This is a genomic window from Photobacterium sp. J15 (assembly GCF_963870815.1).
In the GTDB taxonomy this organism is placed as follows: Bacteria; Pseudomonadota; Gammaproteobacteria; order Enterobacterales; family Vibrionaceae; genus Photobacterium; species Photobacterium marinum.
Genome location: NZ_CAWMUI010000001.1, coordinates 189243 through 203205 on the forward strand (window position 1 = coordinate 189243; position 13963 = coordinate 203205).

General features: G+C 49.6%; 11 protein-coding genes. 7 read left to right on the forward strand and 4 right to left on the reverse strand.

Going from position 1 to position 13963, the window contains the following annotated elements:
* Positions 1–97 precede the first annotated feature (97 nt).
* Positions 98–4315 carry a DNA-directed RNA polymerase subunit beta' gene (gene rpoC, locus AACQ93_RS00925; protein ID WP_064601598.1) on the forward strand — a complete coding sequence of 1406 codons (4218 nt, stop codon included), beginning with the start codon at positions 98–100 and terminating at the stop codon, positions 4313–4315.
* A gap of 299 nt (positions 4316–4614) precedes the next feature.
* Here rpoC and AACQ93_RS00930 read toward each other — a convergent pair whose 3' ends face one another.
* Entirely contained in the window at positions 4615–5097 is a 483-nt protein-coding gene (locus AACQ93_RS00930; RefSeq protein ID WP_064601599.1) for an Rsd/AlgQ family anti-sigma factor, read from the reverse strand.
* A 157-nt stretch (positions 5098–5254) separates the two neighbouring features.
* Here AACQ93_RS00930 and nudC point away from each other — a divergent pair, with 157 nt between their 5' ends.
* Together nudC and hemE are read left to right on the forward strand one after the other, a co-directional pair.
* A complete protein-coding gene (nudC, locus tag AACQ93_RS00935) occupies positions 5255–6022 on the forward strand; it encodes an NAD(+) diphosphatase (RefSeq protein WP_064601600.1) in 768 nt (255 codons plus the stop codon).
* Between the two features lie 232 nt (positions 6023–6254).
* A complete protein-coding gene (hemE, locus tag AACQ93_RS00940) occupies positions 6255–7322 on the forward strand; it encodes a uroporphyrinogen decarboxylase (RefSeq protein ID WP_064601601.1) in 1068 nt (355 codons plus the stop codon).
* A gap of 130 nt (positions 7323–7452) precedes the next feature.
* On the opposite strand, the gene AACQ93_RS00945 is transcribed toward hemE, so the two are convergent.
* Both AACQ93_RS00945 and AACQ93_RS00950 read right to left on the reverse strand, forming a co-directional pair.
* Entirely contained in the window at positions 7453–8049 is a 597-nt protein-coding gene (locus AACQ93_RS00945) for a uracil-DNA glycosylase family protein (RefSeq protein ID WP_064601602.1), read from the reverse strand.
* A 20-nt stretch (positions 8050–8069) separates the two neighbouring features.
* Complete coding sequence (locus AACQ93_RS00950) at positions 8070–8981, reverse strand: D-2-hydroxyacid dehydrogenase (protein WP_064601603.1); 912 nt, start codon at positions 8979–8981, stop codon at positions 8070–8072.
* 162 nt (positions 8982–9143) lie between these two features.
* Here AACQ93_RS00950 and AACQ93_RS00955 point away from each other — a divergent pair, with 162 nt between their 5' ends.
* Together AACQ93_RS00955 and brnQ are read left to right on the forward strand one after the other, a co-directional pair.
* On the forward strand, positions 9144–9731 hold the full coding sequence (locus AACQ93_RS00955) for a YjaG family protein (RefSeq protein ID WP_007462814.1): 588 nt from the start codon (positions 9144–9146) through the stop codon (positions 9729–9731).
* Between the two features lie 556 nt (positions 9732–10287).
* A complete protein-coding gene (gene brnQ / locus AACQ93_RS00960) occupies positions 10288–11610 on the forward strand; it encodes a branched-chain amino acid transport system II carrier protein (RefSeq protein WP_064601605.1) in 1323 nt (440 codons plus the stop codon).
* A 67-nt stretch (positions 11611–11677) separates the two neighbouring features.
* Here brnQ and AACQ93_RS00965 read toward each other — a convergent pair whose 3' ends face one another.
* Positions 11678–12733 (reverse strand): CNNM domain-containing protein, encoded by a 1056-nt coding sequence (locus AACQ93_RS00965; RefSeq protein ID WP_007462818.1) that lies wholly within the window; start codon positions 12731–12733, stop codon positions 11678–11680.
* Positions 12734–12961: 228 nt separating this feature from the next.
* Between AACQ93_RS00965 and hupA the strand changes: the two genes are divergently transcribed.
* A complete protein-coding gene (gene hupA / locus AACQ93_RS00970; RefSeq protein WP_007462819.1) occupies positions 12962–13234 on the forward strand; it encodes a nucleoid-associated protein HU-alpha in 273 nt (90 codons plus the stop codon).
* A gap of 41 nt (positions 13235–13275) precedes the next feature.
* On the forward strand, positions 13276–13962 hold the full coding sequence (locus tag AACQ93_RS00975) for a DUF1481 domain-containing protein (RefSeq protein WP_064601606.1): 687 nt from the start codon (positions 13276–13278) through the stop codon (positions 13960–13962).
* Position 13963: the final 1 nt, after the last annotated feature.

Sequence of the window (13963 nt, forward strand, 5' to 3'; positions counted from 1 at the left end):
TAGGCTGGTTACCTATACTTACTAGTTAATCCGGTATAAATATGAAGGCGCCAGCAGACTGGCGCCTTTATGGGTCAACTCCTCACAGGAGCCGAATGTGAAAGACTTACTTAAGTTTCTGAAAGCACAACACAAGACCGAAGAATTTGATGCAATCAAGATCGGTCTTGCTTCTCCGGACATGATCCGTTCATGGTCTTTCGGTGAAGTTAAAAAGCCAGAAACCATCAACTACCGTACCTTTAAGCCTGAGCGTGACGGTCTTTTCTGTGCACGTATCTTTGGCCCGGTAAAAGACTACGAGTGTCTTTGTGGCAAATACAAGCGCCTGAAGCACCGTGGTGTTATCTGTGAAAAATGTGGCGTTGAAGTAACTCAGACCAAAGTACGTCGTGAGCGTATGGGTCACATCGAGCTTGCTTCACCTGTTGCCCACATCTGGTTCCTGAAGTCACTGCCGTCTCGTATCGGTCTGTTGATGGACATGCCACTACGTGACATTGAGCGTGTACTTTACTTCGAATCTTACGTAGTAATCGAACCAGGTATGACCAACCTTGAGCGTAGCCAGCTGCTGACAGAAGAGCAGTACCTGGATGCACTTGAAGAGTGGGGCGACGAATTCGACGCTAAGATGGGTGCAGAAGCGGTTCAGGCCCTACTGGCCAACATGGACCTGAATGCCGAAATCGAACTAATGCGCGAAGAGCTGGAAGAAACCAACTCTGAAACTAAGCGTAAGAAACTAACCAAGCGTCTGAAGCTTGTAGAAGCATTCCTGCAGTCAGGTAACAACCCTGAGTGGATGATCCTGTCTGTTCTGCCAGTTCTGCCGCCGGATCTACGTCCGCTGGTACCGCTGGATGGTGGTCGTTTCGCAACGTCTGATCTGAACGATCTGTACCGTCGCGTAATCAACCGTAACAACCGTCTGAAGCGTCTGCTAGACCTGGCTGCTCCTGATATTATCGTACGTAACGAAAAACGTATGCTTCAGGAGTCTGTTGATGCATTGCTAGATAACGGTCGTCGTGGCCGCGCTATTACTGGTTCTAACAAGCGTCCTCTGAAATCTTTGGCTGACATGATCAAAGGTAAGCAGGGTCGTTTCCGTCAGAACCTTCTTGGTAAGCGTGTAGACTACTCAGGTCGTTCTGTTATCACCGTAGGTCCATACCTGCGTCTGCATCAGTGTGGTCTTCCTAAGAAGATGGCACTTGAGCTATTTAAGCCATTTATCTACGGCAAGCTGGAAACTCGTGGCCTAGCTACGACAATCAAAGCCGCTAAGAAGATGGTAGAGCGCGAAGAAGCAGTAGTTTGGGATATCCTGGACGAAGTAATTCGCGAACACCCAGTAATGCTTAACCGTGCACCAACATTGCACCGTTTGGGTATCCAGGCATTTGAACCAGTACTAATCGAAGGTAAAGCGATTCAGCTTCACCCACTTGTGTGTGCGGCATATAACGCCGACTTCGATGGTGACCAGATGGCGGTACACGTACCTCTGACTCTGGAAGCACAGCTTGAAGCACGTGCACTGATGATGTCTACCAACAACATCCTTTCACCAGCATCTGGTGATCCAATCATCGTACCTTCTCAGGACGTTGTATTGGGTCTTTACTACATGACTCGTGAAAAAATTAACGCGAAAGGCGAAGGCATGTACCTTGCGGGTCCTGCTGAAGCTGAAAAAGCATACCGTACAGGTAATGCTGAGCTACATGCTCGCGTTAAAGTTCGTATTACCGAGCACAAAGCTGATGAGCAAGGTAACCTTGTTGCTGAAACTAAGCTGGTTGATACGACTGTTGGTCGTGCAATGCTATGGACTATCGTACCGAAAGGTCTGCCATACAGCCTGGTTAACACAGAAGCTCTGGGTAAGAAGCAGATTTCTAAACTGCTGAACACTTGTTACCGTGAACTGGGCATGAAAGACACTGTAGTCTTCGCTGACCAGATCATGTACACAGGTTTTGCTTACGCGGCACTGTCTGGTGTATCTGTTGGTATCGACGATATGGTTGTACCAGAAGCGAAATACACCAAGATTGCTGAAGCTGAAGCTGAAGTTGCTGAAATCCAGGAACAGTTCCAGTCTGGTCTGGTTACTGCCGGCGAACGTTACAACAAAGTTATCGATATCTGGGCAACAGCCAACGAGCAGGTTGCTAAAGCGATGATGGATAACCTGTCTTTCGATACCGTTATCAACCGTGACGGCGAAGAAGAACAGCAGAAATCGTTCAACAGCGTATACATGATGGCCGACTCAGGTGCTCGTGGTTCTGCAGCTCAGATTCGTCAGCTGGCTGGTATGCGTGGTCTGATGGCGAAGCCGGATGGTTCGATCATCGAAACGCCGATCACAGCGAACTTCCGTGAAGGTCTGAACGTACTTCAGTACTTCATCTCTACTCACGGTGCTCGTAAGGGTCTGGCGGATACCGCACTTAAGACAGCGAACTCCGGTTACCTGACTCGTCGTCTGGTAGACGTTGCGCAAGACGTAGTAATCACAACTGATGATTGTGGTACACACGCAGGTATCACTATGATGCCTCTGATCGAAGGTGGTGATGTTAAAGAACCACTACGTGAGCGTGTTCTGGGTCGTGTTGTTGCTGAAGATGTTATCAAGCCGGGCACAGATGAAGTACTTGCTCCGCGTAACACACTTCTTGATGAGAAGTGGTGTGACATCCTGGAAGCTAACTCTGTTGACCTAGTTAAGGTTCGTTCGGTTGTAACCTGTGAAAATGACTTCGGTTGTTGTAAGAACTGTTACGGTCGTGACCTTGCTCGTGGTCACCTGGTTAACCAGGGTGAAGCAGTTGGTGTTGTTGCAGCACAGTCAATCGGTGAACCGGGTACACAGCTGACAATGCGTACGTTCCACATCGGTGGTGCGGCATCTGCGGCAGCGGCTGAAAACAGCATCCAGGTTAAGAACAACGGTTCTGTGAAACTTCAGAATGCGAAATTCGTTACCAACAACGAAGGCAAGCTGGTTATCACTTCTCGTGCGTCTGAAATGACCATCATTGATGAGTTCGGTCGTACGAAAGAGAGCTACAAACTGCCATACGGTTCTCACCTGACTAAGGGTGACGGTGCGGAAGTTGCAGCTGGCGAAGTTATCGCTAACTGGGACCCACACACAATGCCAATCATCACTGAAGTGGCAGGTCGTGTTCAGTTTGTTGACCTGATTGATGGCGTAACTGTTTCTCGTCAGACTGATGAGCTAACAGGTCTGTCTATGATCACTGTACTAGACGCTGCAGAGCGTACAGGTGCAGGTAAAGACATGCGTCCAACCGTTAAGCTTGTTGACGAAAACGGCAACGATGTAATGATCGCCGGCACTGAAATGCCAGCTCAGTACTTCCTGCCGGGTAAAGCGATCATCCAGCTTGACGATGGTGCAGCTGTAGGTATCGGTGATACCCTGGCTCGTATCCCTCAGGCATCTGGCGGTACTAAAGATATCACCGGTGGTCTGCCACGAGTTGCTGACCTGTTCGAAGCACGTAAGCCTAAAGAGCCTGCAATTCTTGCAGAGATCACAGGTACTGTTTCGTTCGGTAAAGAGACGAAAGGTAAGCGCCGTCTGATCATCACACCTGCTGAAGGCAACGCATACGAAGAAATGGTTCCTAAGTGGCGCCAGTTGAACGTATTCGAAGGTGAGAAGGTTGAGAAAGGTGATGTAATCGCCGATGGTCCAGAGGCTCCACACGATATCCTGCGCCTACGTGGTGTACACGCAGTAGCAGAATACATCGTGAACGAGGTTCAGGAAGTTTACCGTCTACAGGGCGTTAAGATTAACGATAAGCACATCGAGACTATCGTTCGTCAGATGCTACGTAAGGCGACTATCCTGTCTGCTGGTGATTCTGAGTTCCTACCTGGTGAGCAGGTTGAGTTCTCTCGCATCATGATTGCAAACCGTAAGCTTGAAGCTGAAGGTAAGCTACCAGCAACGTTCGAGCGTGACCTACTGGGTATCACGAAGGCATCTCTGGCAACAGAATCCTTCATCTCAGCAGCATCGTTCCAGGAAACAACTCGCGTTCTGACAGAAGCTGCGGTTTCTGGTAAGCGTGACGAGCTACGTGGCCTGAAAGAGAACGTAATCGTTGGTCGTCTGATCCCTGCTGGTACTGGTTTTGCCTACCACCAGGAGCGTCAGCGTCAGCGCGATGCAGAGCTTGAGCCAGTAGCACCTCAGGTAGATGCTGAGCAGGCTTCTCAAGACCTTGCTGCACTGCTTAACGCAGGTCTGAGTGACGAAAACTAATTAGGTTTTGTCCTTAGCATAAGCAAGAAAAAAGGCACCCGAATGGGTGCCTTTTTGTTATTGGTGTACCTTGCTCTGAAATAGGTTTATCAGATATGAGCTTATTTCAGAGTGAAAAAAACCGGTGCGAGCGGGCACCGGTTTATAAGGTTATCTCAGGGCATGATAATGAAGGTCAGCAACATTATGACGCTGGTGGCTGCTAGGGCTGGTCAGGCATACAGCAGCCTAATACCTGAAGTCTATTTTTCAGGTGTTGCTTAGTAAAGCAATAACGGTTTGAGTCGATATTGCTGTTATTAAGCCCCCGGCGGACAGGCCAGGCTTTCGCTGATCAGTTCAATTAACTTATCTTCTAAGGCAAAGCGAAGTTCCATGAGCTCGCCGACCGAAGATAAATCCTTATCGAAATCTGGCAGATCATCGTCATCATCAATAGCGCAGTAACGATCCGAAAAGTTCAGTAGCGGATCGGTTGTCTGGGTGATTTGTGAATAGAGCTGCGAAATCTCTTCGGTAGGGGAATAGCCGGTCGCATTCCAGCGTTCCATCACCATGTCATAGATTTTGAAGTGGCCTTCGGAGATGTAATCGACCAGTTGTTGACTGAAAAGTTGAAGCTGGGAGCTTGTTGGAAGTTGGCGTGTTTTCTGATCGAACGGGGGAAGACCTGCAAGTTTGCAGTAGTCTATCAACAACTGTTGACGAGACATCAGCCAGTGATCAATGACATCACTGGTACCACCCCATTGTTTTTGTACTTGCTCGAATTTACTTAACATGACCATGCCCTCATGATCTACAGTACCGGCACAAGGAGGTACTGAAAATATACCCGTGAAACTCTTAAAAAAGAGAACCTTGTATGGCGGATTGATTCCGTTCCTAAGCTTAGATTGCCAGTAAAAAACAAACCCTGCAAGGATGGATGTGACATCTATGTTAAAAAAACAAGAATTAGCGTATTGGTGCGTGGTAAAGAACCGCAGATTATATTTGGTTAATCAGACACTTCCTTTGATGACGCCTGAGCAGCTGGGTTTAAACAGCGAACAGGCCCGCAAAATAGGTGAATTTGATGGAAAACCGGTGCTTTGGCTGGAAGCGCCAGATCATATGCCGGAAGATGAGTTTTTCACTCAGCGGGATTTGTTAGGCCTTGATGGTGAGTTGTTTAACCTGGCGGGAAAAGCGACCCAGTTTTCTCATATGCTGCATTCCCAGGCGTTCTGTCCGTCATGTGGCGGAGCGTGTGAGCTTGCTGAACATGAATTTGCGATGCGCTGCCGAAATTGCCAGAGCAACCAGTATCCGCGCGTTTCTCCGTGTGTGATTGTTGCGGTTAAACGTCAGGATAAAATCCTGCTGGCTCAGCACCCGAGACATAAAACTGGCTTGTACACTGTGATAGCTGGCTTTGTTGAGGCAGGTGAAACTCTGGAGCAGTGTGTTGCCAGGGAAGTTGAGGAAGAAACAGGCATTCAAATCTCTAATGTTCGCTATTTTGGCAGCCAGCCTTGGGCTTTTCCGTCTAATCTGATGATGGGCTTTCTTGCTGATTATGAAAGCGGAGAGCTGAATCCGGACTATGAAGAGCTGACTGATGCGATTTGGGCCGGACGAGATGAATTGCCACTGCTGGCCCCGGAAGGGACGATTGCCAGAGCTCTGATTGAGCACACGTTGTCATTGATAGCAGAGGCGTAAGATAAAAAAAACCCTCCGAAAGGGAGGGATTAAGGTGCAGTTATCTTGCTCTCTACGAGCAAAGTCATTGTTATTGTTGCTAGCGCGCGAATTTTGTACCACGGGAAGCTGATGAGTCGCAAATTTCGTGAACAGATTGTTGCTGTAAACATGATCAGCTTAACAAAGGGACTCTTTTGTTGCTGTTTTTGAGTGTTACAATACGCCCCAGAATTAACCCATGGAGCCCAGAATGAGCGAATTAAAGAACGACCGTTACCTGCGTGCGCTGCTGAAGCAGCCGGTAGACTGCACACCCGTATGGATGATGCGCCAGGCTGGCCGTTACTTACCTGAATACCGCGCTACACGAAGTGTTGCCGGTGATTTCATGTCGCTGTGTAAAAATGCTGAGCTGGCGAGTGAAGTGACTCTGCAGCCGCTGCGCCGTTTTCCGCTGGATGCTGCGATTCTGTTTTCAGATATCCTGACTATCCCGGATGCAATGGGTCTTGGCCTGTACTTCGAAGCTGGTGAAGGCCCGAAGTTCGAGCGTCCGATCACCTGTAAGGCTGATGTTGATAAGATTGGCCTGCCGGACCCGGAAGGTGAACTGCAGTACGTAATGAATGCTGTGCGCCAGATCCGTAAAGACCTGCAGGGTGAAGTACCGCTGATTGGTTTCTCTGGTAGTCCGTGGACACTGGCGACCTACATGGTTGAAGGCGGTAGCTCGAAAGCGTTCACCAAGATCAAGAAGATGATGTACGCTGAGCCTGCAACTCTGCATGCGCTGCTGGATAAGCTGGCAGACAGCGTGGTTGAGTACTTGAATGCCCAGATCAAAGCCGGTGCACAGTCGGTGATGGTATTTGATACCTGGGGTGGTGTACTGACTCCGCGTGACTACAATGAGTTCTCACTGCGTTACATGCACAAAATTGTGGATGGCCTGATCCGTGAAAACGACGGTCGTCGCGTACCGGTAACGCTGTTTACCAAAAACGGTGGTATGTGGCTGGAGCAAATCGCTGCAACGGGCTGTGATGCAGTCGGCCTCGATTGGACAATCAATATTGCTGATGCCAAACGTCGTATCGGCGATAAAGTGGCTCTGCAGGGCAATATGGATCCGTCGATCCTGTACGCTCAGCCAGAACGCATCCGTCAGGAAGTGGCTACTATCCTTGAAGGTTACGGTGACGAAGGTACGGGCCATGTGTTTAACCTTGGCCACGGCATCCACCTGGATGTGCCGCCGGAAAATGCCGGTGTGTTTGTAGATGCGGTGCATGAGCTGTCTAAGCCGTACCACAAATAACACGCTGACCCTTCATTGCTGAGTTCTGGCGCTATTTTGCTCTGAACCCCGAAGTGTTGAGTAAACATGTTATGAAAATATAAGTAGTGAAAAGCCCATGCAGTTTTACTGTGTGGGCTTTTTCTTATTGCTATCCTCTCGCTAACCTGAGGTGCTGGTGGACGTAATCGCGGATATACGACACCACTTCCTCTTCAAACCACGGGTTTTTCTTCAGCCACAGAGTATTGCGCGGTGATGGGTGTGGCATCGGGATAAAACGCGGTGCCCACTGGTGCCAGGCCCGCACGGTTTCTGTCAGGGTTTTCGGCTTTTCTTTTAGGTAATACTGCTGAGCATACTGACCGACCAGCAGTGTCATGCCAACACCTGGCAACAACGACCAGACTTGTTGGTGCCATTGCGGTGCGCATTCCGGGCGGGGTGGCAGATCACCAGATTTCCCTTTGCCCGGATAACAGAGCCCCATCGGCATAATGGCAATTTGCTGCGGATCGTAGAACGTCTCCCGGTCGAGCTCCAACCAGCGACGCAGGCGGTCGCCGCTAGGGTCATTCCAGGGGATGCCAGTTTCATGGACGCGGGTCCCCGGAGCCTGGCCGACAATCATCAGTTTGGCGCTGCTGGCTGCCTGGATCACCGGGCGTGGGCCGAGCGGGAGGTGATCTTTGCAGATCTCGCAACGGCGTATTTGATCCAGCAGGTTATCAAGTTGTTGCTGAGCCATGGAGGTTATCTCCTTCGCTATTAATAGCCACGTGTAAAATCAATTTGGTACAGCAACGGCTGTCGGTTGAGATAGCGCAGGTAGTTGGCGGTAAAAATCTCGAATACCTGTTCAGGAAAACTCTCTGCGGCAATGTGCGGTGTCATTGTGACCGCCGGATGTTGCCAGAAAGGGTGCTGCTCCGGGAGTGGCTCCTGCTTGAATACGTCCAGAAATGCATGGGCAATATGACCGTTGTTGGCAGCCTTCAGCAGCCCAGTTTCACATAGTGCATTGCCACGCCCGACATTAAACAGCAGCGTATCTCGGCAATGGCTCAGGCTGTCGGCATTGAGCAGGTTATCTGTCTCTGGTGTGGCCGGCAGGGTTGAAACCAGGATGTCAGCCAGCGCCAGTCCGTCGCTTAAACCATCAAGTGGATAAATCCGATCAAAGGCCGGTTCATCACAGCGGCCGGAGCGGTTTATGCCAATGACGGTAAGGTCAAAAGCTTTCGCAACCCGGGCCAGGTGGGCTCCGATTGAACCTGTGCCGAGAATGACCATGGTTTTTGAGGCCAGAGAGCTGTAAGGCTGAGGCTGCCATTGGCTGTTAGCTTGCTGTTGCCGATACTGGCTTAGATGGCGGGTATAATCCAGGCTGTAACCCAGAACATATTCGGCGATGAGCTGGCCGAAGTGGCCGCGGATGTTCGTAAGCATATAGTCTTTGCGGATATTATCCCGGGTTAAGGCATCTATTCCGGCAAAGGTTGACTGTAGCCAGTTAAGGGCTGGATAGGAGTTCATGCTATTAGCAACACGGGGAGGATCGGCAAGCAGAATATTTGCTTCTTCCTGATTTTCCGTAAGCTCAAGGTCTGGTAACTGGGCTTGTGTCAGTAGCCGGCGATAAGCATCTCGCTGGCGCGAGACGATCAGTATTTTGTTCATTCCTTTCCCTTTTTCCCTGCGTTAAGCATCTTCAAAACATAACTACTATATCTTCATATGCTTGTCTTGCCCGAAAGGCAATGAATTCTCGCTGAAATCTGCATTGAAGTAGCTCTGGTATACAAGTAAACTCCGGTGCAAATCACTATCGCAGATTATCCCATGCTAAAGAATCCTGTTCAGCTTCGACTAGAAAAATTAGAACCGTGGCAACACATCACTTTTATGGTTTCCCTGTGTGAGCGTATGTATCCAAACTATGCGTTCTTTTGCCAGGAAACAGAGTTTGCCGATGCGCAGAAGTACCGCTCTATTCTGGATAGTATCTGGGAGATCCTGACGGTTAAAACTGCAAAGATTAACTTTGAAAATCAGCTGGAAAAGCTTGAAGAGTTGGTTCCTGTTGCTGATGACTTTGATCTTTATGCGGTTAATCCAGCTATTGATGCCTGTATGGCACTGGCTGATCTGCTTCATGCGATGCTGGATCGAGATCTGATGATGGAAACTCTGGTTAAGTTGAGCTCACTGTCAGCGGAAACTGTGGCCGATCTTGAATCTGCTCAGTCAGGTGTTGAAGTGACCAACGAAAACCAGAAAGAAAATGAAGCCGTTTGTGCAGAGTGGGATATGCAGTGGGCTATTTTCCGTGCACTGAAAGAAGCTGAAAAGCGAGATATTGAATTGATTAAAGGCCTGCGTAAAGAATTGCGTGACGAGCCGATCAGCAATATCGGAATTGAGCTGTAATTTCTGCTGAATCAATGATTGAAAAAGGAGCCGGGTGCTCCTTTTTTTGTGCCCGCGGTTCAGCCCTTGAGCAAGACGATGCGTTAGCTGATAAGGAGAAAGCGCAGAGGTGCTTGCCGGAAATTCTGTCAGCAAAGTTACTTGTTGTTAATATGTTAAGTTTAAAGTTCTGGCTTTCTTGGTTAATTCTGGTTTTATTCTCTATATCTAGATTCAACCTTAACCAATTCAACTTATTTTGTGATGTGGGGTTGTACTAAGTATCTGGCGGCGTATATAAAAAAGGAAGCACCGATGATCATTATATCGTCGGAATGAACTCAACCTGTCACAGTAGGATATACGCATGAACGCATTCCAGCTTTCAGTTAATGCAATCAATAGCCGCGCTGCTATTGTTGCTCGCGCGCTCCTCCTGCTCTCTCTGAACCTTATTCGGAGCTGACGGGCTATATCTTTTTTATCTGTCAGCTTGAGAAGAAGCTGGCAGGATCCTTTCCCCCGATCACACTTTCCTTCCCGTTTCCTCAAGCTGAAAACAGAATGAGGAATACTCATGTTAACGACACGGTTAAGCGCACGTAATATCGCCGCATTAGGTTTTATGACATTCGCCATGTATTTAGGAGCCGGCAACCTGATCTTCCCACCGTTTTTGGGTTTTCAGGCCGGTGAGCACTTTCTGGGCGGTATGGCGGGATTCCTGCTGACTGGTGTTGGCCTGCCGGCGCTGGCGTTGGTAATGGTTGCTATCGTGAACGGCTCGGATAACCTGACTGCGGCACTGCCTCGTCCGCTGGCTACCTGCTTCTGGGTGATGGTTTTTGTGGTGATTGGCCCGGCGTTTGTCGTGCCGCGTGCGATCACTGTCGCTTATCAGTTTAGTTTTGCTCCGTTTATTGGTGATGCTGCGCTGATTCCGTTTTCTATTGCCTTTTGTATTGCGACCATTATGTTTGCCTTGTTCCCGGGTAAGCTGGTGGACACTCTGGGTAAATGGTTGACACCTATGCTGGTGGTCATCCTGTCAATTCTGGCTGCAACGGCGTTTATGTCTCCGGCTGGTGAGGTGATGAGTGCCACTGGACCGTATGTTAACAGTGCCTTTGCGGAAGGTTTGACCCAGGGATATATGACGATGGATGCGCTGGGCTCAATCGGCTTTGGCTGGATCATCTTCCGGGCGATCCGCAGTATGGGAGTGGAATGCCCGAAAGCGACGGCTAAATATACCTTGATGGCGGCGATGATGTATGCGGTTGCGATGGTGGTGGTTTATATGTCGCTGGCTTATATCGGCTCAACCAGCTCGAACTTAGGTTCTGAATTTACCAATGGTGGCGAGATCCTGACAGCCTTTACCTTCCATCATTTCGGTGCTTTTGGCTCTGTGCTGTTGGGGACCGTGATGGTTCTGGCTTGTATGACTACGGCTATCGGTGTGACAACCGCGGGCAGTGAGTTCTACAGCCGTACTTTTACTAAGGTGACTTACGGTAAGAGTGTCTGGGTTGCTATGGTGTTGGCTGGTTTAATTGCCAACATCGGTCTGGAGCAGTTGTTGGCTATCACCTTGCCAGTGGTTGTGGCACTTCACCCGATTGCGATTGCTTTGCTGCTGATTGCCCCGGTTCGAAAAAAGCTGGCACCGGCGATGGTACTGGTGGCGGCAGCAACTGCACTGATCTTCGGCTGCGTTGATGCAATACATATTCTTGGCCGTATGCCTGAGGGATGGGATCAGCTGTTCCAGCAGTACCTGCCGCTATACAGCTACTTTGCCGGTTGGATCGTACCGACAATCGTTGTGATTGGTACAGGTTTGGTGGTATCGATGATGGGTGGTTTGCGTACTGAGGTCGCCGTTGCTCAGGGATAAATGCGACGTTTCAGGATGAACACATGAATTAATAAAGGGGCCGCTCGGCCCCTTTTGGTGTTCGCTATTACTCGTCGTCTTTGCTTTCAATCACGCCGTGGAGTTGCTTCCACTGTTCCCAGCGCTGGTAAGCCAGTTGCTGCATGTCGGTGTTCTTGTCTGCCTCATCGACAATTTCTTCTCCCACCAGGTGCTCGAAGATATCTTCCATGGTGACAATACCCTGGACGGTTCCGTATTCATCGACTACTAGAACCAGCTGGGAGCGTTCAGTCATCAGTTGCTCAAACGCTTTCGGTACGCTGGCGTTGTTCATGATCACCGGGATCGGGCGCATCTGGGTGCCGAGCTCTTTATTACCTCGCCCTGCCTGACTTTCGGCAAACAGCTCCAGACGGTGAACAAAACCGATGATGTTGTCTTTCTGGCCGCTATAGACCAGCGGGCGTGAGAACGGGCTGTCTTTGTGCTGTGACAGGAATTCGTTAATCGGCTGTTCGGCTTCAACCCGGAACAGTACCGGGCGCGGTGTCATGATTTTGGTGACACTGACATCGCGGAACTGGAGCAGGTTTGTCATGATTTTGGATTCACCTTCTGCCAGCTCTCCGGACTCTTTAGCCAGCATCGCCATCGCCGACAGCTCATCACGCAGCTTAGGTGGCTGGTGGCCGTGTGACAGGCGACGGGTGATTTGTTCAGACACCCAGACAAATGGTGTCAATGCCCATACCATCCAGCGCAGAAGGGTGGCTGAAGACGGTGCCAGTTGACGCCAGTATGTTGCACCGATGGTTTTCGGGATGATTTCTGAGAACAGCAGGATGCCGATGGTCAGCACTGCTGAAAATACACCCAGCCACTGGCTGCCAAAAACGACGGCGGCCTGAGCACCGGCTGTCGCTGCACCAATGGTGTGGGCGATAGTATTCAGGGTCAGGATCGAGGCCAGCGGACGGTCAATATTATCTTTGAGGGCTGCAAGGCGCGGTGCTGCCGGATGGCCTTGTTGGCGCAGGGTGCCAATGTAGCTTGGAGAAATACTGAGTAGAACGGCTTCGAGAACCGAGCAAATAAACGAAACACCAATCGCAACTGCGATGTAAATCGTAAGGAGTAACATGCTTACCTTGTCAGCTAATAGGATAATTACGCCTATATTAATCGGTGCGGCCGCTCAGAAATACAACTATTTCGTATAGGGAATAAGTAACATTTTGTGAACTTGCGCTCAGTTTATGGTTAAAGAGCCCGCACCTAACCGCAGGATGGTCGACAAACCTTTGCCACACGGGCTTCTTTTGAATTAGAGTTGATGCGTCTGATGAAAAAACCTTAGAAGGGAAACCTAATGAACAAGACCCAACTGATTGACCTGATCGCTGAAAAAGCAGATCTTTCTAAAGCTCAAGCGAAAGTAGCCCTGGAGTCAACTCTGGAAGGCATCACAGACGCGCTTAAGGAAGGTGACCAGGTTCAACTAATTGGCTTTGGTACATTTAAAGTAAACCACCGTGCAGCACGCACTGGCCGTAACCCACAAACTGGTCAGGAAATCCAAATCGCTGCTGCAAACGTTCCTGCATTCGTAGCAGGTAAAGCACTGAAAGACGCAGTGAAATAATCTATACTCCGCCAGGTAATTCATCTGGCGGAGTTTTTCTTATGAAACGTCTTATCCCTTTTCTCCTTCTTTCGCTCCTTGCTGGATGTGAATCCACCACAGTTCCCGAAAACACTATTACTCCAATCCTGAGCTATACCACCGGCCAGACCAAAGGTGATACCACTGCGGTATATTGGTATACGTTCCAGCAGAACCGTCCGGTCAGCTTGTCTGAAATCGTTATGAAAGGCGATTACGGCCAGTACCAGTCGGAATATCGCTGGCGAGAGGGTAATCTTCGCGAAATCAAACGCGAGGGAACACAGTTTATTGATATGGTGGTTAAGCCATTTTCGTTGCATGTTCGTTACGATACCAAGGGTAGTGCGGTATTCCAGCGCTATTTAGTCGACGGTACCGTGCTGCCGCTGAGTGATACCCAGCTGTATCAGCTGACCCGACAGGCCAAACAGGCGACGGATGTGATTAAGCAGCAGCGTCGTGACGGTCAATCCCTGGTACAGGGCTACTGGCAGGGGAAGCAGTTCCTACGCTGTGATGATGATAAGCCGCTTAGCGTGACATTCGAGACAGCTTTGCCGGATTATATTGAGCAGCAACTGAGCCAGGACAAGTTTATGGCTGTGACTGGCAAGGTGCGCCGCAGTATGTTGGAAGCTAATCAATTGCTGATGTTGGCTGATAAATCCCAGCAATGCCTGAGTGCGCCGGTACTGCTTAAATAAG